General features: G+C 63.5%; 20 protein-coding genes. 8 read left to right on the forward strand and 12 right to left on the reverse strand.

Going from position 1 to position 25,004, the window contains the following annotated elements; translation table 11 throughout:
• Both K675_RS0105330 and K675_RS0105335 read left to right on the forward strand, forming a co-directional pair.
• Window positions 1-600, forward strand: a 600-nt coding sequence (locus K675_RS0105330; protein ID WP_017902476.1) for a nitrilase-related carbon-nitrogen hydrolase, incomplete at its 5' end; no start/stop codon positions are given.
• A gap of 203 nt (window positions 601-803) precedes the next feature.
• Window positions 804-2,129, forward strand: coding sequence for an APC family permease (locus K675_RS0105335; protein ID WP_017902477.1), 1,326 nt, complete (start codon window positions 804-806; stop codon window positions 2,127-2,129).
• Window positions 2,130-2,164: 35 nt separating this feature from the next.
• Here the strand turns inward: K675_RS0105335 and K675_RS0105340 are convergent, their stop codons facing one another.
• From K675_RS0105340 to K675_RS0105360, 5 genes are read right to left on the reverse strand one after another with little or no spacing between them, the layout of a single operon-like run.
• The gene (locus tag K675_RS0105340; protein WP_017902478.1) at window positions 2,165-3,574 is read right to left on the reverse strand and encodes an ATP-binding protein; all 1,410 of its coding nucleotides are present in this window, start codon (window positions 3,572-3,574) and stop codon (window positions 2,165-2,167) included.
• Window positions 3,571-5,385, reverse strand: coding sequence for a DAHL domain-containing protein (locus tag K675_RS0105345; RefSeq protein WP_017902479.1), 1,815 nt, complete (start codon window positions 5,383-5,385; stop codon window positions 3,571-3,573). The genes K675_RS0105340 and K675_RS0105345 overlap by 4 nt, the downstream gene beginning before the upstream one ends.
• Window positions 5,382-6,341, reverse strand: coding sequence for a cytochrome-c peroxidase (locus K675_RS0105350; protein ID WP_017902480.1), 960 nt, complete (start codon window positions 6,339-6,341; stop codon window positions 5,382-5,384). Before K675_RS0105350 ends, K675_RS0105345 begins: the two co-directional genes overlap by 4 nt.
• A gap of 37 nt (window positions 6,342-6,378) precedes the next feature.
• Window positions 6,379-8,253 carry a putative bifunctional diguanylate cyclase/phosphodiesterase gene (locus tag K675_RS0105355; protein ID WP_017902481.1) on the reverse strand — a complete coding sequence of 625 codons (1,875 nt, stop codon included), beginning with the start codon at window positions 8,251-8,253 and terminating at the stop codon, window positions 6,379-6,381.
• Entirely contained in the window at window positions 8,253-10,517 is a 2,265-nt protein-coding gene (locus tag K675_RS0105360; RefSeq protein ID WP_420066325.1) for a GGDEF/EAL domain-containing response regulator, read from the reverse strand. Before K675_RS0105360 ends, K675_RS0105355 begins: the two co-directional genes overlap by 1 nt.
• A gap of 252 nt (window positions 10,518-10,769) precedes the next feature.
• On the opposite strand from K675_RS0105360, the gene K675_RS0105365 reads away from it, so the two are divergent.
• The 3 genes from K675_RS0105365 (at window position 10,770) to K675_RS0105375 (ending at window position 13,303) form a co-directional block, all read left to right on the forward strand.
• Window positions 10,770-12,122: an HD domain-containing phosphohydrolase gene (locus tag K675_RS0105365; protein ID WP_017902483.1), complete on the forward strand. Its 1,353-nt coding sequence runs from the start codon at window positions 10,770-10,772 to the stop codon at window positions 12,120-12,122.
• Window positions 12,123-12,212: 90 nt separating this feature from the next.
• Complete coding sequence (locus tag K675_RS0105370) at window positions 12,213-12,641, forward strand: NUDIX hydrolase (protein WP_017902484.1); 429 nt, start codon at window positions 12,213-12,215, stop codon at window positions 12,639-12,641.
• A 23-nt stretch (window positions 12,642-12,664) separates the two neighbouring features.
• Complete coding sequence (locus K675_RS0105375; RefSeq protein ID WP_017902485.1) at window positions 12,665-13,303, forward strand: LysE family translocator; 639 nt, start codon at window positions 12,665-12,667, stop codon at window positions 13,301-13,303.
• A gap of 60 nt (window positions 13,304-13,363) precedes the next feature.
• Here the strand turns inward: K675_RS0105375 and metR are convergent, their stop codons facing one another.
• Complete coding sequence (gene metR, locus K675_RS0105380) at window positions 13,364-14,281, reverse strand: transcriptional regulator MetR (RefSeq protein WP_017902486.1); 918 nt, start codon at window positions 14,279-14,281, stop codon at window positions 13,364-13,366.
• A 238-nt stretch (window positions 14,282-14,519) separates the two neighbouring features.
• Between metR and K675_RS0105385 the strand changes: the two genes are divergently transcribed.
• The gene (locus tag K675_RS0105385) at window positions 14,520-15,527 is read left to right on the forward strand and encodes an alpha/beta fold hydrolase (RefSeq protein ID WP_017902487.1); all 1,008 of its coding nucleotides are present in this window, start codon (window positions 14,520-14,522) and stop codon (window positions 15,525-15,527) included.
• A gap of 157 nt (window positions 15,528-15,684) precedes the next feature.
• On the opposite strand, the gene K675_RS0105390 is transcribed toward K675_RS0105385, so the two are convergent.
• From K675_RS0105390 to K675_RS0105415, 6 genes are read right to left on the reverse strand one after another with little or no spacing between them, the layout of a single operon-like run.
• Window positions 15,685-17,085, reverse strand: a complete 1,401-nt coding sequence (locus K675_RS0105390) for a sigma-54-dependent transcriptional regulator (protein WP_017902488.1) — start codon at window positions 17,083-17,085, stop codon at window positions 15,685-15,687.
• On the reverse strand, window positions 17,075-18,868 hold the full coding sequence (locus K675_RS0105395) for a sensor histidine kinase (RefSeq protein ID WP_017902489.1): 1,794 nt from the start codon (window positions 18,866-18,868) through the stop codon (window positions 17,075-17,077). Before K675_RS0105395 ends, K675_RS0105390 begins: the two co-directional genes overlap by 11 nt.
• Window positions 18,868-19,992 carry a GNAT family N-acetyltransferase gene (locus tag K675_RS0105400; protein ID WP_017902490.1) on the reverse strand — a complete coding sequence of 375 codons (1,125 nt, stop codon included), beginning with the start codon at window positions 19,990-19,992 and terminating at the stop codon, window positions 18,868-18,870. The genes K675_RS0105395 and K675_RS0105400 overlap by 1 nt, the downstream gene beginning before the upstream one ends.
• An 11-nt stretch (window positions 19,993-20,003) precedes the next feature.
• A complete protein-coding gene (locus K675_RS0105405) occupies window positions 20,004-20,858 on the reverse strand; it encodes an alpha/beta hydrolase (RefSeq protein ID WP_017902491.1) in 855 nt (284 codons plus the stop codon).
• Window positions 20,855-22,249 (reverse strand): aspartate aminotransferase family protein, encoded by a 1,395-nt coding sequence (locus tag K675_RS0105410; RefSeq protein WP_017902492.1) that lies wholly within the window; start codon window positions 22,247-22,249, stop codon window positions 20,855-20,857. Before K675_RS0105410 ends, K675_RS0105405 begins: the two co-directional genes overlap by 4 nt.
• A complete protein-coding gene (locus tag K675_RS0105415; protein ID WP_017902493.1) occupies window positions 22,242-22,961 on the reverse strand; it encodes an MtnX-like HAD-IB family phosphatase in 720 nt (239 codons plus the stop codon). The genes K675_RS0105410 and K675_RS0105415 overlap by 8 nt, the downstream gene beginning before the upstream one ends.
• Window positions 22,962-23,188: 227 nt before the next feature.
• Here K675_RS0105415 and K675_RS0105420 point away from each other — a divergent pair, with 227 nt between their 5' ends.
• On the forward strand, window positions 23,189-23,962 hold the full coding sequence (locus K675_RS0105420) for a MipA/OmpV family protein (protein WP_026144955.1): 774 nt from the start codon (window positions 23,189-23,191) through the stop codon (window positions 23,960-23,962).
• 117 nt (window positions 23,963-24,079) lie between these two features.
• Complete coding sequence (locus K675_RS0105425) at window positions 24,080-24,943, forward strand: fatty acid desaturase family protein (protein ID WP_017902495.1); 864 nt, start codon at window positions 24,080-24,082, stop codon at window positions 24,941-24,943.
• Window positions 24,944-25,004: the final 61 nt, after the last annotated feature.

A 25,004-nucleotide genomic window follows, 5' to 3' on the forward strand; every position in this document is an offset into this window, starting at 1 on the left:
GACCTGACCGTGGTGATCGGCATGGCCGAGAACGACAAGGGCCAGTTCTACAACACCACCCTGATGATCACTCCCGAAGGCATCGCCCTGCGTTATCGCAAGACGCACCTGTGGGCTTCGGACCGTGGCGTATTCAACCCGGGCGATCGGTTTGTGACCTGCGAGTGGAATGGCCTGCGGGTGGGCCTGCTGATCTGCTACGACATCGAGTTCCCCGAAACGGCCCGCGCCCTGGCGCAGTTGGGGGCCGAGCTGCTGATCGTCACCAACGGCAACATGGACCCGTACGGACCGACCCACCGCACCGCGATCATGGCCCGCGCCCAGGAAAACCAGGCCTTTGCGCTGATGGTCAACCGCGTCGGGGAGGGCGATGGTGGCCTGCTGTTCGCCGGTGGCAGTGCCCTGGTCGACCCGTTCGGGACGTTGCTCGAGGAGGCCGGGCGCGAGGAAAGCCATTTCAGCGTCGAGCTGGACCTGAGCCAACTGACGGCGGCCCGGCGTGACTACCGCTACCTGAACGACCAGCGCCTGCGCCTGCCGGGCGAGGTCGTCGAGCATGCCGACGGGCTGCGGGAACTGCTGATTCCCCAGGCCTGATCCCTGCTTTGTTGCGGCCGGCCCTTTCGCGGGCAAGCCCTGCTCCTACAGGTGGCGCGGGATGTTGTAGGAGCAGGGCTCGTCCGCGGACAGGGGCTACTGCGTGACCCGGTCCACGCACTCATAAGAATTCTGTGACACCGCTGCACCTTTGCCGAACTCGGCTCTGCCATAAATCCAATAACATTCGGAGTAGTCGCCTCATGGCTCGTTTGCAACGCACCCTTTCGCTGGGGTCGGTGGTGCTGTTCGGCATCGCCTACATGACGCCGATCATTGTCCTCGGCACTTTCGGCATCCTCGCCCAGTCCACCGCCGGCAGGGTGCCGGCCGCCTACCTGGCGGCGCTGGTGGCGATGTTCTTCACTGCCATGAGCTACGGGCGCATGGCCGCCGCCTTCCCGGTGGCCGGCTCGGCCTACAGCTATGTGCGCAAGGCCATCAGCCCGAAGCTCGGTTTCATCGCCGGCTGGGCGGTGCTGCTCGACTATCTGTTCCTGCCGATGGCGATCTGGCTGATCGGCGCGGCCTATCTCAACTCGGCGTTTCCCTCGGTGCCGCAGCCGCTGTGGGTACTGGCGTTCATCGTTATCACCAGCCTGATCAACATCGTCGGATTGCGCCTGGCCAACGGTATCAACTCGCTGTTGATGCTGGTGCAGTTTCTGGTGCTGGTGGCTTTCGTCGCCCTGGCGATCCACTACGTCGGCGGTGACGCCAGCAAGCCGCTGTGGACCCTGGCCCCGTTCTTCAACGGTGACATGCGGATGCCGCTGGTGATGAGCGGCGCGGCCATCGCCTGCTATTCGTTCCTGGGTTTCGACGCGGTCAGCACCCTGACCGAGGAAACCCGCGATCCACGACGCACCATCCCGCGCGCGATCATGCTGATCACCCTGATCGGTGGGCTGATCTTCGTCGTCGTGTCGTACTTCGTGCAGTTGGCTCACCCGGCCTTCGTCTTCGACAACGTCGACTCGGCGGCCTACGAGATTGCCCGCAATATCGGCGGCGACCTGTTCGTCAGCATCTTCCTGATCGGCCTGATCGTCGGCCAGTTCGCCTCGGGACTCTCGGCCCAGGCCAGCGGTTCGCGCCTGCTCTATGCCATGGGACGCGACGGGGTGCTGCCGAAGTCGTTCTTCGGTGGGTTGAGCGAGCGCTTCGGCACGCCGGTCAACAGCATCCTGCTCTGCGCCGTCGTAGCCTTGCTGGCGCTGAAGCTGGACGTCACCACGTCCACGTCGTTCATCAACTTCGGGGCGTTCCTGGCGTTCAGCCTGGTGAACCTGTCGGTGATCTTCCACTACTGGATCGGCACGCCGCAGCGCGGCCTGCGCGAGCTGCTGCTGTTCCTGGTCTGCCCGCTGATCGGTCTGCTGGCGGACCTGTGGCTGATGGTCAGCCTCGACCACCTGGCGATCTACCTGGGCGTGAGCTGGCTGGCGGTCGGTGTGGTGTACCTGGCGTTCCTCACCGGCGGCTTCCGCCAGCAACCGCCGGAGATGGATTTCCAGGAAGCCAATTGAGTCGTGTGGCGGACCGTCTCGACGAGGCGGTCGTGTCAGGCTGCTGTCCTGTTCTGGCGGATCGGCAACTCGATCCTGAAGGTCGTGCCAACGCCCACCTCGCTGTTGACCGTGATCTGCCCGGCATGTTTCTGCACGATGCCGTAGGACAGCGACAGGCCCAGCCCGGTACCCTTGCCGATCGGCTTGGTGGTGAAGAATGGATCGAAGATCTTCTGCATCGTCTGCGCTGTCATGCCCGAGCCGTTGTCGGCCACCTCCAGCCAGACCTTCTCGCCCAGGCTGCCGCCGCGCAGGCTGATGGTGCCACGTTCCGGCCCCATGGCCTGGGCGGCATTGACCACCAGGTTCATGATCACCTGATTGATCTGGGATGGCAGGCATTCGATTTCCGGCAGGTCGGCGTAGTCCTTGACCACATCGGCCTTGTACTTGATTTCGTTGGCGACGATGTTCAGGGTCGAATCGATGCCCTGCTGCAAGTTGCTCCACTGCCATTCCTGGGACGAGTCGACCCGGGAGAAATTCTTCAGGTCCTTGACGATCTGCCCGACCCGGGCGATGCCGTCCTTGGATTCCCTGATCAGCAGTGGGATATCGTCCTTGAGGAAGTCCAGTTCGATCTTCTCGCGCAAGGCCCGCAGGTGGCCGAGCAGTTCAGGCGAAGCGATGCCTTCTTCGGCGCTGTGGTAGGCATCGAGCATTTCCCGCAACTGGGTGAAATAGCCGTCGAGAGTGCCCAGGTTGGAGCCGATGAAGCCGATGGGATTGTTGATTTCATGGGCCACCCCGGCGGCCAGTTGGCCGAGGGAGGCGAGCTTTTCCGATTGCACCAGTTGGCTTTCGAGCTGCTTGCGTTCGTCGATTTCGTGCTGCAGGGCCAGGCTCGCCTGGGTCAGCGCCTGGGTGCGCTGCTCGACCAGTTCCTCGAGATGATGCATCTGCAGGTTGGCCTGCTGGGTCATGTCCCATTTGTTGGTCAGAGTATTGGCCAGTTGCTGGACCTCGATGTTGTCGAAGGGTTTTTTCAGGATCAGCAGGCGGTCATGGCCGTGCAGGCGCTCCAGCAGGTCTTCCCAGGAATAGTCGGTGTAGGCGGTGCAGACCACGATCTGCAGTTGTGGATCGGCCTGCCACAAGTGCTCGATGGTTTCGACGCCGTCCCAGCCCTGAGGCATGCGCATGTCGACGAAGGCCAGGGCATAGGGGCTTTCGGCGGCCAGGGAGCGCTCGACCAGGGTCAGGCCTTCCTGCCCGCCATAGGCGCAGTCGAGCTCGAAAGGCGGGTTGCCGCCGGCCTTGGCTTGCTGGCCGAACAGCGCCGCTTCCATCAGGTCCAGGTCCGGGCTTTCGTCCTGGGGTGGCATGAGGATCTTGCGAAAGTCATCGTGGATCGACGGCGTATCGTCCACCAGCAGGATGCGGCGGTTGGGCTGTGTTGTCATGGGACCCCCACGGCGGTTTTCAAGGGCAGTTCGAGCGTGAAGACAGCCCCCTTGCCGGGGCCGTCACTATGCGCGGTCAGGTGTCCGTTCATTTCCATCGCCGCCAGGGCGCAGCTGTGCAGGCCGAAGCCGTGGCCGTCCTTGCGGGTGGTGAAGCCATGGGCAAAGATGCGCGTCATGTTTTCCGGGAGGATGCCTTCGCCGTCGTCCTTGACGCTGATGCGCAGGGTCTCGCCGTCGACTACCCGCACCTGCAGGGTGATCTGGCGCGCGCGGTCGGTCAGGCTGGACATCGCCTGCTTGGCGTTGCTGATGAGGTTGATCAGGATCAGCAGCATGCGGTGCCTGTCGCCCATGATCCGCGGAACATCGCCGTAGTCGCGCACCACCACGACGTTGTGCCGGGTCAGGGCGCCGGAGTTCATGCGCAGGGCGTCCTCGAGCAGGTCGCCGACGTGCAGGGGTTCCTCCAGGCTGGAAACCCCCGCATAGGATTGCTGGGTCGAGACGATTTCCTTGATGTGGTCGACGCTCTTGCTCAACTGGCCGAGTTCCTCGCTCATGCCCTGCTGTTCGGCGGCGATCGCCTCGACCAGTTGATTCAGGTAGCCGGGCAGCAGCTTGCCCTTGGCGTCGAGGGTGAGGAATTCGCCGAGGTCGGCCTGGTGCTCGTTCATCAGACCGACCGCCTTGCCCAGGCCCAGCGCCTTGCTGTTGCGCAACTTGCGGGCCACCAGATCGGCGGAGATATTCACGCTGTTGAGCACGTTGCCGACGTTGTGCAGCACGTTGGTCGCGATCTCGGCCATGCCGGCGTGACGGGCGGTTTCCACCAGCTCGCTCTGGGCTTCGCGCAGTTCGCGGGTACGTTCCTCGACTCGCTGCTCCAGGTGCTCGTTGGCGGTTTGCAGGGCCCGGTTGATCTGGTTGATCTGCGCGTAGCTGCGCGCCAGGCGGCTGGCCAGGTACAGCAGGAGAATCGCCATCAGCGCGGAAAAAATCAGCAGGTACAGGTGATACTGCTGGTCGATCCGTTCGGCGGTCTGCTGGTCCTGGTTCAATTGGTCGGTGATGGCGTCGAGGCTTTCGGACACCGGTATCGCGGCGATTTCGTCCAGCAGCGTATTGACGTTGGGCTGTTCGCGCAGCACCAGTTGCACGTGGTTGAGCAGGATCTCCATCGGTGCCCTGAAGGCCGGTGGCAGGCGTTCCCGGTCGACCTTCAACTGGTTGATGCCCAGCAGGATGTCGTTGGCACGTTCTTCGGTGGTGATCTGGGCGAACTCGAGGGTACTGAGCAGCAGGTCGTAGATGTCGTTGGAAGTCGCCTGCAGCATCAGTTTGTCGAAGTCCTCCAGCGCGCCGAGCTGGCGCTGGATGTCGTCCTCGGCGGTGGGCAGGAAGGCCAGCGAGTTGCGCAGCACGGCGTTGCGCGACTTGAACTGTTCGACCAGCCGCTCTTTCTCCTTGAAGGCATGGGCCAGCGTCGCGCGGCGGTCCTTCCAGGCATCGGAGGTATCGTGCGCCTGGCTGGCCGGCAACGTCTGGAAGGTCTGCCAATGGGTATGCATGCCGATCTGGGGTCTGATCAGCGGGTCGTAGTTGCGGGCCACGGCGATCCGGGCCTTGAGGATTTCCGTGTCCCATTGCGCGTCCAGTTGCTTGATCTGGCCGATCAGGTCGCGGGCTTCGGCATATTCCTGGGACAGATCGCTGCGCGACATGACATAGAGAAACACCAGAACCGCCGCCAGCACCGAGGTCAGCAATGGCAACAGGATCCGGTTCAGCAGGCGCCTGGTCGGTGTCATAGCGGCTTGTCTCCCCGTTCGCCGGTCAGCGTCTCGAGGAACAGCACGATCAGGCGCTTGTCCTCGGCCGAGGGAATGCGCCCCAGCTGATAAGTGAACATCACGTCGACCGCATCTTCGAGGGTCTTGGCCGAACCATCATGGAAGTAGGGCGCGGTGAGGGCCACGTTGCGCAGGCTGGGTACCTTGAACACATGCCGGTCATCCTCCTCGCCGGTGACCAGGAAGCGCCCCTGGTCGGCCTCGGTCGGGTTGCCGCGGGCCTGGAAATAGTCGCCCATCACGCCGAACTTCTGGAACATGTTGCCGCCGATGTTCACGCCCTGGTGGCAGGCGATGCAGCCGTAGTCCTTGAAGCGCTGGTAGCCGTACTTCTCGTCGAGGGTGAGGATATCGGTGTTGCCCTTGAGGTACTGGTCGAAGCGCGAGTTGGGGGTCTGCAGCGTGCGTTCGTAGTTGGCCAGGGCATTGCGCACGTTGGCCTCGGTCACGCCATCGCGGTAGGCCGCGCCGAAGGCCGCCTTGTAGGCCGGATCCTTGACCAGGGTGTCGATGATGTTCGGCCAGTTGTTGCCCATCTCGATGGGGCTTTGCAGTACCTGGCCGATCTGGTCCTCCAGGCTGTCGGCCCGGCCATTCCAGAACTGCTTGAAGTTCAGCGCCGCGTTGAACACGGTGGGCGTGTTGACGGCGACTTTCTCGCCATTGAAACCAATGGAAAACGGTTTGTCGTCGACCCCGCCCTTGTCCAACTGGTGACAGGTGGCGCAGGAAATGCTGTTGTTGACCGACAGGCGTTTTTCGTTGAACAGTTGGCGACCCAGTTCGACCTGGCGCGGGTCCAGCGCGGGTACGTCCGGCAGCGGTTTGAGGGGTTCGTCCAGAGGCGCCGCCAATGGGGGCTGGCCCCAGGTGTAGGCAAGCAGTAGCAGCACAAGCACTCGGCGAAATGACATTGCAGGCTTCCCTGGCTGTAGAGGGGCGTGGGAGCGTTCAGTCCTGGCCCGGCGCTTTTTCCCGCCAGGTCTGTATCAAATGGGCGAACGCATCGGCTTCGACGGCTTTGCTGAAGTAGTAACCCTGCACCTCTTCGCAGGCGTGGGCCTTGAGAAATTCCAGTTGCTCGCGGGTTTCGACACCTTCGGCGATGGTGTTCAGGTTCAGGCTCCTGCCCAGGCTGATGATCGCGCTGACCAGCGTCGCGTCATTCTGGTCGCCGCCGAGGTTGCGCACGAACGACTGGTCGATTTTCAGCACGTCGACCGGAAAGCGGCGCAGGTAGCTGAGGCTGGAGTAACCGGTGCCGAAATCGTCGATCGCCAGGCGGATGCCCAGGGCCTTGAGCGCGTGCAGCACGTCGACCGTGGCATCGATGTTCTGCATCAGAATGCTTTCGGTGATTTCCAGCTCCAGGAAATGCGGGTCCAGACCGGTTTCCTCCAGAACCCGGCGAATCCCGTCGAGGTAGTCCCGCTGGCGGAAGTCGATGGCCGAGACGTTGACCGACATGATCAGGTTGCCCACCCCCTGTTCCTGCCAGGCCCTGGCCTGGCGGCAGGCCTGTTGCACCACCCAGCGGCTCAGCGGCACGATCAGCCCGCTGTCCTCGGCCACCGGAATGAAATCGCCGGGGAAGATCCAGCCGCGCTCGGGGTGCAGCCAGCGAATCAGCGCCTCTGCGCCGACCACCGTGCCGCGCTTGAGGTCCAGCTTGGGCTGGTAGTGCAGCACGAATTCGTCGCGCTCCAGGGCCAGGCGGATTCCCGACTCGATGGACTGCTGCCGGCGGGCGCGCAGGTTCATGTCCTCGATGAAGAAGCCGAAGTTGCCCGGCCCCTGTTCCTTGATGCTGCGCATGGCGGTCTCGGCCTTCTTGACCAGGCCCAGTGCGTCCTCGCCGTCGCCCGGGTACAGGCTGATGCCCATGCTCGCGGTGACCCGCAGGGCATGCCCGGCCACTTCCAGTGGGGCGTTGACCGCATTCAGGACCTTTTGCGCGATACCGTTGGTCTGGTGCGGATGGGCGATATCGGGCAGCACCAGGACGAATTCGTCGGAGCCGTAGCGAAACACCGAGTCGGACTGGCGCAACGCGCCGATCAGGCAGCGCGCCACGTGCTTGAGCATCTCGTCGCCGACCGGATGCCCCAGGGCATTGTTGATGCGCTTGAAACGGTCCAGGCCGATGAACATGACGGCTGTCTGTTCATCATGTCGCTTGGCCAGGGCGATGGACTGGCTGAGCCGGTCGACCAGCAGGGTGCTGTTGGGCAACTCGGTGAGGACGTCGAACTGCAGCAGGCGCGAGACCTGCAGCAGTTCCTGGACGCGTTCCTCGACGGTCCGCTCCAGTTCGGCCATGCGTGTGGCCATGTCCCGCGCCAGCTGCCATTTCCACGTCAGGGCGCTGGCCATCTGGCGGATTTCCAGGCTGTCGAAGGGCTTCTTCAGGATCAGCAACTGGTCGCCGAACGCCAGGCGGTCGGCCATCGACTCCCAGGAATAGTCCGAATAGGCGGTACACAGGGCGACCTGCAGGCAAGGGTCGACCTTCCACAGTTGCTCGATGGTTTCCAGGCCGTCCCAGCCCGGTGGCATGCGCATGTCGATGAAGGCCATCGCATAGGGACGGTCGGCGGCCTGGGCCAGGCGTACCAGTTCCAGGGCCTCCTGGCCCTGGTACGCCGAATCCAGCTCGAACACCTGGCGTTGCGGCTGGTCGACCCCGAACAGCAGGGTCTCGGTCGACTCCAGGGACAGCTCATCCGCCTCTTCGGGGCCGAGGATCTTGCGGTAGTCCTGATGAATCGAGGCGGTGTCGTCGATGATCAGGATGCGCCGGTTGGCGGCGCCGGTCAGCGCGTTCATCACGATCTCTCCGGATCGGGCAGTGCCTGCGGGGCGATGGTGCCCCGCTGCAGTAGCCTGGCGGCCTCGTGGCTGTCGACAGCCTTGCTGAAGTAATAGCCCTGGGCGGTCATCGGCGAGCCGGTGGAAATCAGCGAACTGCGCTGCTCCAGGGTTTCCACGCCTTCGGCGATGATGCCGACGCCGATTTCGCGGGCGAAGTTGATGATCGCCTTGAGGGTGGTGGCGCTGTCCGCGTCCTGGGTGGCGTGGTTGATGAATGACTGGGCCAGCTTCAGGTGATTGACCCGGTAGGTCTTGAGGTAATCGAAGGACGAGTAGTCGGTGCCGAAGTCGTCGATGGCGATCTTCACCCCGAGTTCGCGCAGGCGCGGCAGCACGTCGTTCTGCGTCCACTTGGTCTGGGCCAGGGTCGCCTCGGTGACGTCGAATTCCAGGTCCGACGGCGACAGCCCCCAGCGGGTGGTCGTCTCGATGACGTCGTTCAACAGCGCGCTGCCGCTCTTGAGTTGGGCCAGCGACAGGTTGATCGCGATCACCGGCGGCGCCACGCCCTCGTCGCGCCACTGGCGCATCTGCCGGCAGGCGTGGTCGAGTACCCAGTGGCCGAGGGCAACGATGGTGCCGGTCTTTTCCGCGGCGGGAATGAACACGTCGGCGCCGAGCAGGCCACGGCTGGGATGGTTCCAGCGCACCAGCGCCTCCATGCCGAGGATCCGGCCGCTGGTGAGGTCGACCTCCGGCAGGTAGTGCAGTTCCAGTTGGTCCTGTGCAATGGCCTCTCTCAGGTCGTTGGCGATGGCCATCCGCTCGATGACTTCCTGATTGATCTCGTCGCAGTGGAAGTGATACTGGTTGCGGCCCTGCTCCTTGGAGCGGTACAGCGCCATGTCGGCCTGGACCAGCAGGGTGTCGGCGCTTTCGCTGTCCGGGGCGTAGGTGCTGATGCCGATGCTGACGGAAATCCGCACTTCATTGCCATCGAGGCTGTAGGGCTCGACCAGCGCGTTGCGGATTCTCGCCGCCAGTGCAGCGGAGATGGACGGGTCGCTCATTTCCGTCTGCAGGATCGCGAATTCGTCGCCGCCCAGGCGCGCCACCACGTCGTTCTCGCGGGTGCAACTCCTGATGCGCCGTGACACCTCCTGCAGCAGCAGGTCGCCGACCGGATGGCCGAGGGTGTCGTTGATCCGCTTGAAATGGTCGAGATCGAGGTAGAACACCGCGAACGGCGAGGCGCCGCGCTGGGCGGCGGCGAAGCTCTGGTGCAGGCGTTCGATCATGGTCGAACGGTTGGCCAGCCCGGTGAGTCCGTCGGTGCGGGCGAGCTGGGCGATCTTTTCCTCGGCGGCCTTGCGCTCGGTGATGTCGATGATGATGCCTTCGACCTCCAGCAGGCGCCCATCGGCATCGCGCACCGGCACGTAGCGGTTCTCCACCCAGCGCCACTGGTCGTCGCCGGTGCGCAGGCGAAATTCGATGGAGGCGCCCTGGGCGTCCTTGTCCAGCACCCGGGCCATGGCGGCGTCGACCTTGGGCTGGTCGTCCTCATGAATCAGCTCGCGGGTCCAGTCGCTGGAGGCCACCAGATCCTTGGCCACATGGCCGAACTTGGTGATGTTGTGGGAGATGTACATCAGCGGGAACGAGGGTTCGCCGCGCAGGCGGTAGAGGATGGTCGGGCTGTTCTGGACGATGATGTTGGCATCGGACAGCTCGCGGGTGCGTTCCTCGACGGCCTGTTCGAGCAGGTCCATCTTCAGCGCGGCGTCCTCGGTCATCTGCCACTTGACGGTCAGGGCGTTGGCCAGTTGGCGGATCTCGATCGCGTCGAAGGGTTTTTTCAGGATCAGCAGGCGATCCCCCATGTCGACCCGTTCGTTCATGTCCTCCAGCGAGTAGTCGGAGTAGGCGGTGCACAGGGCGATCTGCAGCTTGGGGTCGACCTGCCAGAGCCGTTCGATGGTTTCCAGGCCATCCCAGCCCGGCGGCATGCGCATGTCGATGAAGGCCATGGCGTAGGGTTGCCCCCGGTCCAGCGCCTGTTCGACCTTGGTCAGGCCTTCGTGACCCTGGAAGGCCGAGTCCAGTTCGAAGACGTGCTCCGAACGGCTGACCGTATCGCCGAACAGTGCCTGCTCGGCCGATTGCAGGTCGTCCACCACCCCTTCCGGGCAGAGGATCTTGCGAAAGTCCTCGTGAATGGAGACGGTGTCATCGATGATGAGGATACGGCGATTGATCTGTGCCGTCACGCCGCTCATCGCGATGCCCTTGCTGGTCGAATGAAATGCACTGAACGCATACAAAGAAGTCCTTTCCCCAGGGTGCACAGCGAATGCGCGCTCGACTGCTTGCAGCATAGATGCAGTTTTGTGCCGGTGCTGGCGAAGTTATTTCGATCACCGTTCATATGGCGCAAAAGCATCTACCCTTAGGGCAAGGCAGGGCCCAGGGATCGCCGGCTATCCTGAGGCTCTTCAATCGACAGCCTCCCAGACGACATGAGGTGCTCCATGGATGAATCCGTCGCCGATTCCGCGACCAGACCCCGTATCCTGCTGGTCGATGACGAGGAGTCGATCCTCAACAGCCTGCGTCGCCTGTTGCGTAGCCAACCCTACGAGCTGGTCCTGGCCGACAGCGGGGCGAAGGCACTGGAGATCCTGGCCGCCCAGCCGGTCGACCTGGTCATCAGCGATGCGCGCATGCCGAACATGGATGGCGCGACCCTGTTGGCGCGCGTTCATGACCTGTACCCTTCGACCCTGCGGATCCTGCTGACCGGTTATGCCGACCTGGACATGATCACCAAGGCGATCAACGAAGGGCGGATCTATCGCTATCTCAGCAAGCCCTGGAACGACGAGGAACTGACGCTGACGGTGCGCCAGGCGCTGGCCTTCCAGCATTCCGAGCGCGAACGCCAGCGCCTGCAGGTGCTGGCCCGGGAACAGAACCAGCAATTGCAGCAGCTCAATGCGACCTTGGAAAAACGCGTGCTGGCGCGTACCAGCGAGGTCCAGCAGACCGCCGACATGCTCGACCTGGCCTATGAGGAACTCAAGCGCAGTTATGCGGTGACCGCCGAAGTGTTTTCGCGGATGGTCGAGTGGCGGCTGCCCAAGGACAAGCAGACCAACCGCGCGGTCATCGACCTGGTACGCGCCTGGTGCAAGGCCACGGCGCTGGACGAGAGCGACAGCCGCAACCTGGCCATGGCCGCAGCCCTGCACAACATCGGCAAGATGGGCTGGACGGACGGCATGATGGGCGCGCCGGCCGACCAGTTGCACCATACCGAGCGCGAGCGCTATCGCGGTTATCCCAAACAGAGTGAGTCGCTGTTGATGACGCTGGAGCCGATGCAGGACGCCGCCCGGCTGATCCTGCACCATCAGGAGCGCTGGGATGGTACCGGCTTCCCCGATCATCTCAAGGGCGAGGCGATTCCTCTGGGCTCGCGGGTTCTGAAACTGGCGGTCGATTTCGTCGAGTTGCAGCATGGGCTGATTCTCGAACGGCGATTGAACAGCGACGAGGCGCTGCTGTTCATTCGCAAGTATGCCGGGCGCCTTTACGATCCGGGGCTGGTGGACGAGTTCGTCAGGGTTTGCGCCGAGCACCTGAGCGATGTCACCACCGGTGACCCGACGGTGAAGGCTCTGGGCACCCGCGAACTGGCGGCGGGCATGGTCCTGGCGCGCAACCTCAATGCCGACAACGGCATGCTGCTGCTCAATGCCGGCAAGGTTCTCAGCGCGCCGCTGGTGGAGAAACTGATCGGTTTCGAAGCCATGGAAGGCGCCAAGTACAGCGTGTTCGTCAAGGTGCCCGAGGAAGTCTCGCCACTGGAGCAGGCCACTTGAGTCCAGCCTGGCAAGCCTGCCTTCGGCGGGCTTGCCAGAGGCTCCCGCGGGTGTGATCCTGCCGCCTTTTGCCGGGATCGCGTTGACGCCATGACTGTTTCTGCCGCCTCCAAGACCATCCGTATTGCCGCCGCCCTGCTGATCGGCCCCGATGGCCGCACCCTGCTGGTACGCAAGCGTGGCACCCAGGCCTTCATGCAGCCGGGTGGCAAGATCGAGCCCCATGAGCCGCCGGCGCACGCCCTGGCCCGTGAGCTCGAAGAGGAACTGGGGCTGCGGGTCGATCCTGCCGCCGCCGAGTATCTCGGCCAGTTCAGCGCTCCGGCCGCCAACGAGCCGGGCTTCGAGGTGCGGGCCGAATTGTTCCTGTTGCGGATCGCCGAGACCGTCGAGCCGGCTGCCGAGATCGAGGAGGTGGTGTGGATCGATCCGGCGGGCGGCGGCGGCCTGTGCCTGGCGCCATTGACACGTGACCTGATCCTGCCGTTCTATCGGGCTTCGCTTGAGCCCACCGCCTGATCGAAACCGCACAAGGACTGTCCATGATTCCCTTGCAAGACTTGCTGATCTTCGCCGCCGCTTCGCTGTTGATGGTCCTGACGCCGGGACCGAACATGATCTACCTGATCTCCCGTTCGATCTGCCAGGGGCCCAAGGCCGGAGTGGTGTCGCTGCTGGGGGTGGTGGGCGGTTTCTTCGTTCACCTGTTCGCCGCCGCGCTGGGTCTGACCGCGGTGTTCATGGCCGTGCCGCTGGCTTATGAGGCGCTCAAGTGGGCCGGTGCGCTGTACCTGCTGTGGCTGGCCTGGCAGGCACTCAAGCCGGGCGCCCGCTCGCCGTTCGAGCCGCGGCAGTTGCCGCCGGATTCGTCGGCGCGGTTGATGACCATGGGCTTTCTCACCAGTGCGCTGAACCCGAAGATCGCGGTGTTCTACCTCTCGGTGTTTCCGCAGTTCATCAGCCCGGAGCACGGCTCGGTGTTCGCTCAGAGTCTGATTCTCGGCGTGACCCAGATCAGCGTGAGCTTCACCGTCAACCTGCTGATCGCGCTGTTTGCCGGTGGCCTGGCCAGTTGGTTCATGCACAACCCGCGCTGGCTGGCGCTGCAACGTTATGTCATGGGGTTCGTGCTGGGTGGCCTGGCCGTGCGGCTGATGCTCGAGCAGCGCCGTTCCGCCTGAGTCGCAAAGGCTGGCGCTGAAACGACAACGGGGTGAGCACAGGCTCGCCCCGTTGTCGTTTCAGCGGACCGCGCTGACGCCGTCGAGGGTGGAGAACGAGGTGTCCTTGGCTGTCAGCAGGAAATCGCGCATGTAGGGCACCTCCAGCATGTCCGTACGAATCGCCGCGTATAGCGTGGCGAAAAGGCCTTTTTCGCCCAGGCGCTTGGCCCTTACATAACCCCGCGAACTGTATTCGTGCAGCGCCCAGTGGGGCATGCCGCAAACGCCACGACCGCTGGCGACCAACTGCATCATCATCACCGACAGTTCCGAGGTGCGGACCTGTGCCGGCTCGACATCGGCCGGCTCCAGGAAACGGGTGAAGATATCCAGCCGGTCGCGTTCCACCGGGTAGGTGATCAGCGTCTCCCGGGCCAGGTCCTCGGGGACGATGTAGGGCTTGCTCGCCAGGGGGTGCTGGTTGGCCACAGCGAGCATGGCTTCGTAGGTGAACAGCGGCACGTAGGTCAGGCCCGGCAGGTCCAGCGGGTCGGAGGTCACCACCAGGTCCAGGTCGCCGCGGGCCAGGGCCGGCAGTGGGGCGAAGGCGAAGCCGGAGGCCAGGTCCAGCTCGACCTCCGGCCAGGCGTCGCGGAACTGGTCGATGGTCGGCATCAGCCACTGGAAGCAACTGTGGCACTCGATCGCCATGTGCAGCCGCCCGGCGGTGCCGCCGGCCAGCCGCGCAATGTCCCGCTCCGCCGCACGCAGCAGCGGCAGGGTGGCATCCGCCAGTTGCAGCAGACGCAGGCCGGCACTGGTGAACCGCACCGGTTTGGTCTTGCGCACGAATAACGCCATGCCCATGCGCTCTTCCAGCTCCTTGAACTGGTGGGACAGGGCCGATTGCGTCAGGTGCAGGCGCTCGGCGGCCTCCACCAGGCTGTCGGCCTCACGCAGGGCATGCAGGGTTTTCAAGTGACGGATTTCCAGCACCAGGGACTCCATGAGGAAAGAGGGGCAAAAGCAGAGGGTTGAGTGAGTTTGTCTCATGATGGGGCAACTGTCGACCTTCAGGCCCGGATGGGCGGCGGGCGGTCGGGGTGTGTCCTCGTCAGTGGAATGAAGTCGCAGGAGCAATCTTCATCAAACTGTCACTGAACTGTGGCAGCGCGCTTGAACAAATATCATCAGACTCGCGCTCCACTGGGGTTCTGCGTTTCGGTATTTGTTCATGCATGTACGTTTCTTTTCAGCGGCCGTCCTGCTGGCCGCCCTGCTGTTCGGCTTGCCGGCGTTTGCGGCCGGCCGTTGCGATGTCAATGTTCCCACCGAGCATGTCGATCTGGACCAGGTCAGCCTGGCCTACCAGAGCATTGGTCGTTCCTCGGATCCGGCGCTGTTGCTGATCATGGGCCTGGGTGGCCAGTTGATTCACTGGCCGGACGAAGTGGTGGTTGCCTTGTGCCAGCAGGGTTTCCGGGTGATCCGCTATGACAACCGCGATGTTGGCCTGTCGACCTGGCGCCAGGCGCCGGCCAGTGCCAACCTGACGTTCGAGGTGCTGCGCTACAAGCTCGGCCTGCCGGTAGCCGCGCCTTACAGCCTGACCGACATGGCCGGCGATGCGCTGGGGTTGATGGATGCGCTGCGGGTCGAGCAGTTTCACCTGCTGGGGGCCAGCATGGGCGGGATGATCGCCCAGCGCGTGGCCGCCATGGCGCCGCAGCGGGTCGAGAGCCTGACGCTGGTGATGACCAGTTCCGGTGCCGAGGGCTTGCCGGCGCCGAATGCGGGGCTGGTGCAGTTGCTGTCGCGGCGCAGTGCGCCGAATCGTCAGGTCGCCATCGAGCAGCAGGCCGACCTGCTGGCGGCGCTGGGCAGCCCCGAGGTGAAGGATGACCGGCACAAGCTCCTGCAACAGGCGGCGACGGCCTATGACCGGGCGTTCAATCCGGAAGGGGTCAAGCGCCAGATCATGGCGATCCTGGCCGAGCCGAGCCGGGTGCCGTTGCTCAACCAGCTACGGGTACCGACCCTGGTGGTGCATGGCACCGCCGATCCGTTGTTGCCGGTCATGCATGGTGTGCACCTGGCGGCGCATATCCAGGGCAGCCAACTGGTGCTGATCCCGGGACTGGCCCACCGCTTCCAGGAAGCGTTCAAGGCGCCGCTGCTGGCGGCGGTGCTGCCGTACCTGCGGGCGCACCAGCAGGATGTCAGCCACGTGGCGCAGCTCTGAGAGGAAAATACGCAGGGCATGTGGTTGGCGCGGTCCCTGTAGGAGCCGGCTTGCTGGCGATAGCGGTATACCAGTCGGCAGATGCATTGACTGACAGGCCGCTATCGCCAGCAAGCCGGCTCCCACAAGAGCAGTGTGCACAAGGTGTCAGAGGCACTCAGCGAATGATCTTTTCCACCTGGATCGCCAGTTTCTTCAGGCGATACCAGAAGCTGCGTTCGGAAATGCCGATCATCTGCGCCGCGGCGGCCTGGACGCCGTTGGCTTCGTGCAGGGCCGCGAGGATGTAGCCCTTTTCCACTTCCGCCAGTGCCGCGTCGAGGTCCTTGGGGATCGCCGGGCCGGCGTTCAGTGCCACGGCCGGGCTGCCCGGCTCCGATGGTTGCGGGGTGAACAGGTAGGCCGGCAGGTCGCTTTCCTCGATCACCGGGCTGGTGGCGACGATGGTCGCCCGTTCCACGCAGTTCTGCAGCTCACGGATGTTGCCCGGCCAACTGTAGTTGGCCATCGCCTGCAGCGCCTGCGGACTGAAGCCGGTGATGCGCTTGCCGGCGCTGGCGCCCAGGGCATGGGCAAAATGCCGGGCCAGCGGGGCGATGTCCTCGACCCGCTCGCGCAGGGCGGGCAGGGGGATCGGGAAGACGTTCAGGCGGTAGTACAAGTCTTCGCGAAACTCTTTGTTCGCCACCGCTTCGAGCAGGTTCTTGTTGGTCGCGGCAATCACCCGCACATCGACCTTGCGTTCGCGCGGATCGCCCACCGGTTCGATCACCCGCTCCTGCAGCGCGCGCAGGATCTTCGCCTGCAGGGCCAATGGCATGTCACCCACCTCGTCGAGAAACAGCGTGCCCTTGTCCGCCTGCATGAAGCGTCCGATCCGGTCCGAGACGGCGCCGGTGAAGGCGCCCTTGCGGTGGCCGAACATCTCGCTTTCCAGCAGACCCTCGGGGATCGCCGCGCAATTGACCGCGACGAAGGGTTTGTCGGCACGGTTGCCATGCTTGTGGATCGCCCGGGCGACCATCTCCTTGCCGGTGCCGCTCTCGCCGGTCAGCAGGATGGTGGCATTGCTTTCGCGTACCGAGTCGACGGCCTGCAGCACCCGCCGGAAGGTCGGGCTGTCGCCGACCAGGCTGTCGATCTGCCGGTGCTCGTCGAGTTCGGCGCGCATCCGCGCGTTTTCGCGCAGGATGTCGCGAAACTGCAGGGCCTTGCTGACGGTGATGTCCAGCTCGTCGATGTCGAACGGCTTGGCGATGTAGTCGAAAGCGCCATTGCGCATGGACTGCACGGCGTTTTTCACCGTGCTGTAGGCGGTCATCACGATCACCGGCAACTGCGGGAAGCGCGATTTGATTTCGGCCAGCAGTTGCGGACCGTCCATGCCGGGCATGCGCCAGTCGCTGATGACCAGGTCGATTTCCTCCTGGTCCAGCACCACCAGGGCCTGCAGGCCATTGCCGGCGGTGAACACCTGGATATCGTTCTGGCTCAGGGCCGAGCCGAGCAGGTCGCAGAGCTTGGGTTCGTCATCGACCACCAGAACCTTATGCGTCATCGTCGTGTTCCTCGTCATCCCCGGCGTCCAGGTCTTCGCCATGGGCCGGAATGTACAGCTTGAAGCACGCGCCTGCATCTTTCTCGCTGGTGCATTCGATCCGCCCGTCGTGGTTTTCCAGGATCGAGAAGACCTTGGCCAGGCCCAGGCCGGTGCCCGAGGCCTTGGTGGTGACGAACGGGGTGAAGATTCGCTCGATCATATCCGGTTCGATGCCCTGGCCGGTGTCGGTGACGCTGATGATGGTGTATTGCGTGTCCTTGGCGATGCCCAGGGTCAGACGCCCGCCGTTGGGCATGGCGTCGATGGCGTTGAGGATCAGGTTCAGGCAGGCCTGTTTCAGTTGGCCGGCATCGGCGTACAGGGTGACGCCGGGGGCCTGGTCGTCGATTCGCGCATCGATGTTGTGGGTCGCCAGTTCCGGGGCGCAGAAACCGAGAATTTCCTCGGCCAGGGCCCGGGCCGGCTGGATCGCCCGGATCGGTGCGCTGGGCTTGGCGAAGTCGAGGAACTCGGTGATCAGGTCGTTGATCCGCGACACTTCGCTGATCACGTATTCCAGATGGCGCTTGTCGTTGTCCGGCAGGCTGGCCCGGCGGTGCAGCAACTGAGTGGCGGTCTTGATGATGCCCAGCGGGTTGCGGATCTCGTGGGCCAGGCCCATGGCGACTTCGCCGAGGGCGTGCAGGCGGTCGCGGCGACGCAGTTGTGCCTCCAGGTGATGCAGTTCGCCCAGGCGTTCGGTCATGTGGTTGAAGGTATGGCTGAGTTCGGCCAGCTCGTCGCTGCCGATCACCGGAATACGCTTGTTGTAGTTGCCGGAGATGACCGCCCCGACCCCCTCGGCCAGGCCGCGCAGCGGCAGGGTCAGGCGTTGCGAGACCAGCCAGCCGACGCTCAGGGACAGCGCCGAGCCGACCAGAAAGATCAGGATGAACAGGTTGCTCTGGTTGACCAGCCCGACCAGGCTGGTGTGGCGCAGCAGGCCGCTGAAAATCACCCCCTGCAGCTCGCCGGTGTCGTTGAAGATCGGCCAGTACAGGCCACTGTAGCGGCTGGTGAACAACTCGCTGGGCAGGCGGGTGTCGCGCAGGGTCTTTTCGATTTTCGTCGGGATCTGCAGCGGGTGGTCCTCGAAGCGCTGGGTCGAGAAAATTTCGGCAAAACCCTTGGAGTTCGCCAGATACAGGCGCAGGTCAAGGGAGTGCACGTCGGCCACGCTGTTGAGGAAGCTGCTGTCCAGGTAGGTGGCGATCAGCAGTTGGTAATCGACCCCTTCCTGGGTGCTCTGGAACGTCGAGACCACCACACCGGTCGGCACCCCGGCGACCTTGATGGTCTGCAGGACGGCGTTGGGCGCGGTGTTGATCTGTTCGACGATGTCTTCGGAGGCGGTGCTGAACACCACCTTGTGATCCTGGGTGCGGACCAGCGCGACCACGTCGATGCCCATCGCGTCGGCGATATCGGCGGTCAGCTTGTCGTGCTTGGCCGCCTGGCGCGAAGTCGGTGGGCGGGTGTAGAGCAGGAACAGTTGGGCGACCCGCGCGTTGTCGCGCTGGATCTCGCTGATCTCGTCCTTGACGATCTTGGTCGATTCCTGCAGCCAGATGCGCACGTTGCTGTCGAATATCTGCGACAGGGTGGTCGCCGCCAGCTCGGCGGCGATCATGGTCGGCACGACGCTGACCAGCCAGAACGCCAGCAACAGTTTGCGTTGCACGCTCCAGCGCGAGATCGAGAAGGGGCGGCGTTTTCGGCGGCGTTCTGAAATGGAATTCATCAGGTTTCGTTTATCGCGGCAGCCATGGCAGGGTCGAATCGATCCGGGCGGACAATCAATTTGACCAGTTTCAGGACATTGTTGACCAGCCGGTTTCGATGGTGAAAGAACAGATTGTTGCCCTGGAAGGTGCAGCCCAGGCGAATCTTGCTGGCATAGCCGGCCTGGCCGCATTCGTACAGGGCGATACCCTGCGCGATGCAGTGTTCGACATTGGCCAGCCAACTGCGGAAATAGAGGTTGTGTTGACGGGTTTCGTTCAGGTCGTGGCCGAAAAATTTATCGATCAGCCGTTGCTTGTCCAGCAGGATCAGGTTGAACGCCACCAGGCGCTCGTCGATCCAGTACAGTACGCAGGCGGCGCGTTTGTCCAAGTGTTTGAGCACACCGGTGAAGTAGTCCGCCGGCAGGCGTTCGAACTGGGTTTCGCTGCGAGACAGGGTCGACTCGTAGAGGCGCATGACCTGTGGCAGTACATCGTCGATGTTGCGCCGCCACTCGATCCGCGGTCCGGGAGCGCGCAGCTTGCGCCGCAGGTCCTTGCGGGTGGATTTGCCCAGGGAGCCGAGATAGGCGTCGATCGAGCCAAAGGCCACCGGCAGTGTCGAGCCGGGCAGGCTCGGCAACTGCTGGAAACCGGCGGCCTTGCAGGCGCTGTTCCAGTCGTTGTCGGCACTGGGGGCGTCCTTGACCGCCGTGAGGCTGATGTTCAGGCGGGCGGCGTCTTCCCGGGCCAGTTGCAACAGGCGCTCGAGCAGGGCCTGGCGGCGCGGCGCGGGCACATGGCTGGCAATGCCGGCATGGCACTGTTCCGAGACGGGCGAACCGATGGCGTACAGCCCCAGTTCGAGCAGGCCCGGCAGCACGCGGTTGACCCAGCCGGTGATGCGCTTGGCCACGCCCTGCACCGTGGTGTCCAGCTTGTAGCGGGTGGTGAAGGCGGGGGCGACGGCCAGCAGGCAGCCGTCTTCGAACAACGCCAGGTAGCGCCATTCGAAGTCGGCGATGCCGGCCTTTTCCACGGCCAGGTAATACTCCCAATTCTCCAGCGCACCCGGGAAACAGTCGTTCCAGGCTGCGCGTTCAATGGCCTCGATACTGGAGAAGGCTTGGGCGTCAATCACGTGGTCTGTCCTTAGGCCCGTTGCCGATAGTCTTCGCGTACGCTCAGGCGCTCGATGAAACCGGCGCTCAACTCGATCACCTCGCGGTACTGCAGGTCGACGGTGATCATGTGGTAGCAGTTGTCGAGCATGACCTTGGTCACGGGGCCACCCAGGTGCTTCTCGACATAGTTGGCGTTCCACGGGCTGGTGATATCGTCCTCGACGGAATGGATCACCAGCGCCGGGGTCCGGATCGACGGCATGCGACGCATCACCACGGCGTTCATCCGGTGCAGTTCGCGCACCGTGATGCCCTCCATGGTCAGCAGCCCGGCATCGCTGCTCTGGCCGGCCTTCATCTGGCGCTCGACGATCGCCCGCAGGCGCTCGTTCTTGATGCCGTAGGGCGGCTTCTCCTCGAACCGACAGATATGCACGCCGAACGGAATCTTCATCAGCAACGGCGTCAGGAACGCCAGCTTGTTGATGCTCCAGCCGTCGTAACGCAGGGTGGTCGAGTACATCAACAACCCGGCGACCTGGCCTGGGAACTCGGAGGCCAGGTACATGGACATGACCGCGCCCATGGACAGGCCGCCGACGAACACCTGCTCGTGCCGCTGTTTCACACCGAGGAAGGTCTTGCGTACGCCTTCGTACCAGTCCTGCCAGCCGGTCGCCTGCAGGTCGGCATTGCCGCCGCAATGACCGGGCAGGGTCGGTACGTACACCGTGCACGTACCGTTCTTGACCAGGCCCTGGGCAACCTTGCGCAGTTCCGTCGGGGTGCCGGTCAGGCCGTGGATCAGCAGGACCCCGACCGGACCGTCGCCGAGGACGAAGCCGGCATCGCCTTCGCCCAGATCGATCGCTGCGCTGTTCACCGTTTCATGGCCCGGTTCAGCAACTGCTCGAGCAGTTTCAAGCCCAGATCGATTTCTTCGTAGGTGATTTCCAGAGAAGGCGCCAGGGTGATCACGTTCTTGTAGTAACCACCCACGTCCAGCACCAGACCCAGCTTGCGGCCATCGACGATCATGTCGCCCTTCATGCCTTCCTCGACCATGAAGTCCAGGGTGGCCTTGTCCGGGGTGAAGCCGTCCGGACCGCAGATTTCGCAGCGCAGGGCCAGGCCCAGGCCGTCGACGTCGCCGATGATCGGGAAGCGCTTCTGCAGGTCCTGCAGGCCTTCGAGGAAGTACTTGCCCTTGGCCATGACCATCGCACCGTAGTCGATTTCGCTGGTCATCTTGAACATTTCCAGGCCTACCGCCGTACCCAGTGGGTTGGAGGCGAAGGTGGAGTGGGTCGATCCTGGCGGGAACACGGTCGGGTTGATCAGCTCTTCACGCGCCCAGATACCGCCCAATGGGTTCAGGCCGTTGGTCAGCGCCTTGCCGAAGACGATCACGTCCGGCTGCACGTCGAAGTGCTCGATCGACCACAGCTTGCCGGTACGGTAGAAGCCCATCTGGATTTCGTCGACCACCAGCAGGATGCCGTGCTGGTCCAGGACCTGCTTGAGCTCGCGGTAGAAGTTCATCGGCGGGATCACGTAGCCACCGGTGCCCTGGATCGGCTCGGCGTAGAACGCGGCGTATTCGCTGGCGCCGACTTTAGGGTCCCACACACCGTTGTATTCGGTTTCGAACAGGCGAGCGAACTGCTTGACGCACTCGCTGCCGTATTCTTCCTTGGTCATGCCTTTCGGGCCACGGAAGTGGTACGGGAACGGAATGAACTGCGCGCGCTCGCCGAAGTGGCCGTAGCGACGACGGTAGCGGTAGCTCGAGGTGATCGAGGACGCGCCCAGGGTACGGCCGTGGTAGCCGCCTTCGAAGGCGAACATCAGGCTCTTGCCGTTGCTGGCGTTACGCACGACTTTCAGGGAGTCTTCGACCGATTGCGAACCGCCGACGTTGAAGTGCACGCGACCGTCGAGGCCGAATTTCTTCTTGGCGTCGACCGCGATCATTTCCGACAGCTCGATCTTGCCCTTGTGCAGGTACTGGCTGGCGATCTGCGGCAGGGTATCGATCTGTTGCTTGAGGGCGTTGTTCAGGCGTGGGTTGGCATAGCCGAAGTTCACGGCCGAGTACCACATCTGCAGGTCGAGGTAGGCCTGGTCTTCGGTGTCCCAGACGTAGGAGCCTTCGCAGCGGCTGAAAATGCGCGGTGGCTCGATGTAGTGGACGGTATCGCCGTAGGAGCAGTACTTGGCTTCTTTTTCCAGAAGCACGCGGTCTTCGGCGGAAGCAATGCGAATCTCAGACATGGTGGAAGAGTTCCTGAGTTTGGGAAGGGGTTTCGGCGCTGTCGAGCGCGAAAGTGGTGGCGTTGGCGGCTTCGCTGCTGGGCAGCAGGGCCAGCAATGCCGGGAGTTCGGAAAACGAGTCGAAACGCGCATGCGGGATGCCGTTGCGTTGGCAATGCTCGGCCAGGCGGCCCTTGGCGAACACGAAGTCGGCGGTGCCGGCCACGCACATGTCCGATTGACCGTCACCGATCACCAGCACGCGCTTGCCCTTGGGCGTGGATTTGCACTTGCAGTTGCCGGAGGCGGCGCGGCAGGCGTCGCTGGCATGCGGGAAGTCGATGCGCCAGCTGTCCTGGTCGACCTGGCGCAGGCGGTTGGCGAGGATCGGCAGCAGGGTCACATAGTTGCGCGACAGAATCCGCGCTATGCCCTGCTCGATGCCGTCGCTGACCACTTCGATGGTCGCGCCCAGGCTCATCACGTGGTCAACGAAGTCGGGGAAGTCCGGGTCGATATCGATGGTGTCGAAGTAGGCCAGCAATTGGGCCGGTGTGGCCTTGACCAGGGCCAGTTGGCGGCTGAGGCATTCACGCGAACCGATGTGACCGTCCAGCCATTCCTGTTCGATCGCTTCCCAGCTCGGGTCGGCGAAACGTTCCAGGATGTTGTCGATCGCGTCGGTGCGGGAAATGGTCCCGTCGAAGTCACACACGATATGCCAGTGCATCATCTGCAGTTACCTGTTGAATAAGAGCGCACTTTGCGCATGCCAGGGTTAGAGCACGGAGCGTGCCAAGCGGCTGCAAGCCCTGTATTCACGGGGTTCGGCTGATGTTTGTATGAAATAGGCTACAAGGAGCTACAATTTTTGTAGCTTGCTACAAAGAAGATCAGTGCTTGCCTCAGGCACGTGCTCTGGTGATTGATGCGCGCATGTTCAGAACAAGGAAATGCCCCATGGCCAGATTTACCCCCACATTGCTGCTTGCCGGTCTGCTGGCCCTGGGCGGCTGGAGTGCTGCTGCGCTGGCTGAGGAAGGACTCGGCGGGCAGGTCGGCGTCGGTATCGGCTATCAGCCACATGATCCCTCGGGCAGCCGTTACGACACCGTGCCGTTGCCCTATCTGGATCTCGATTGGGGGGACGTCAGTCTCGACGGCGATGATGGTCTGACCTGGGATGCGTTCAAGAACGGCGGTTTCACGGCGGGGCCGTTCATCAACTACCTGTCGGGGCGTAACGCCAATGGGGACCTGCGCGGCTTGCGCAATGTCCCGGACATGGCCCAGATCGGCGGCTATGTGCAGTACGCGCCGGCCGACTTCTGGCGGGTATTCGTTCAGCTCGGCAGCGCCGTGGGCGGCGGCAACGCCCAGGGCGGCCTGCTCGGCAAGGTCGGCGGCGAACTGGGCTACCCGCTGGGCATGGGCATTATCGGCAGCAGCAACCTGAGCGCGCATTTCGCCGATGCCCGACAGACCCGGACCTTCTTTGGCGTCACCGCCGAAGAGGCTCAGGCTTCGGGAATCGCGCGGTACAAGCCGGGCGGTGGCCTGCAGAACTTCACCCTGACCCAGAATTTCTCGGTCCCGCTGGGTGGCAACTGGTCGCTGATGACCAGCGCCAGCTGGATTCGCCTGGTGGGCAACGCGGCCGACAGCAGCATCGTCAGGGAACGCGGCGATAACAACCAGGGCCAGGTGCAGACCGCGATCAGCTACAAGTTCTGACTGCGCGTCGAGGAGGATCGGCGGCTCGCCGGTGCCCGGTGGGTTTGTCTGCGCAGGCAAAACTGGTCTGCCGTTTGCAATGGACGTCCCGGTAATCACTGTCCGGGAAACTATCAGATGGCTCGTCCTGCTTATCGCCTGCTGGCCCATTCACTCTGGGACCTGGTACCCATTGTCATGGCGCTGGCCCATTTCGTCTTCGTTCTGTGGCTGGTACTGGGGTTTCACGACCACGCCTGGTGGCTGATCATCCCGACGGCGCTGCTGTATGCGGTCAGCCTGTCGTGGAGCATCAACAGCATCTCGCACAACCAGATCCATAATCCCTATTTCACTCCCCATTGGATGAACCGCGGCTTCGACCTGCTGTTGTCGCTGACCATCGGCTTCTCCCAGACGATGTATCGCGATATCCACAACCGCCACCATCGCGGCAACTCCGACCTGCCGCGCGAGGACGGGACCACCATCGACCCGTTGTCGATCTACCTGCATGGCAAGGATGGGCAGCCGGACAACGTCTGGGCCTACACCTTCCTCAGTTTCTTCCGCGACGACCCCAAGGCCTACTACGCGGAAATGAAGCGCAAGCATCCGGCGGATGCGCGCTGGGTCAAGGTCGAGATCTACCTGACCGTGGCCTTCTACCTGGCGTTGGCAGCCTACGACTGGCACGCCGTGCTGGTGCTGCTGCCGTTCTGGTACCTGGGGCAATCACTGTCTTCGCTCAATGGCTACTACGAGCACCTGGGCGGCAACCCGGACCTGCCGATCGCCTGGGGCGTGAGTTCCTACAGCAAGCTTTATAACGTGATCTGGATGAACAACGGCTACCACGCCGAGCATCACTATCGGCCGAAGATGCACTGGACCAAGGTCAAGGCGTTCCATGCGCAGATCCGGGAACAGCAGCGTGAGGCGGGGGTCAAGGTGATTCCGGTGTCCCATGGCCTGGGCTTTCTGCTGAAACACGACAGGTAGTCTTTCAGGTCCGACCCTGTGGGATCTGCTCCTGTGGGGCCGACCCGTTCCTGTGGCGAGG

Origin of the sequence: Pseudomonas fuscovaginae SE-1 (genome assembly GCF_000364705.1) — a bacterium.
GTDB classification, from domain to species: Bacteria; Pseudomonadota; Gammaproteobacteria; order Pseudomonadales; family Pseudomonadaceae; genus Aquipseudomonas; species Aquipseudomonas fuscovaginae_A.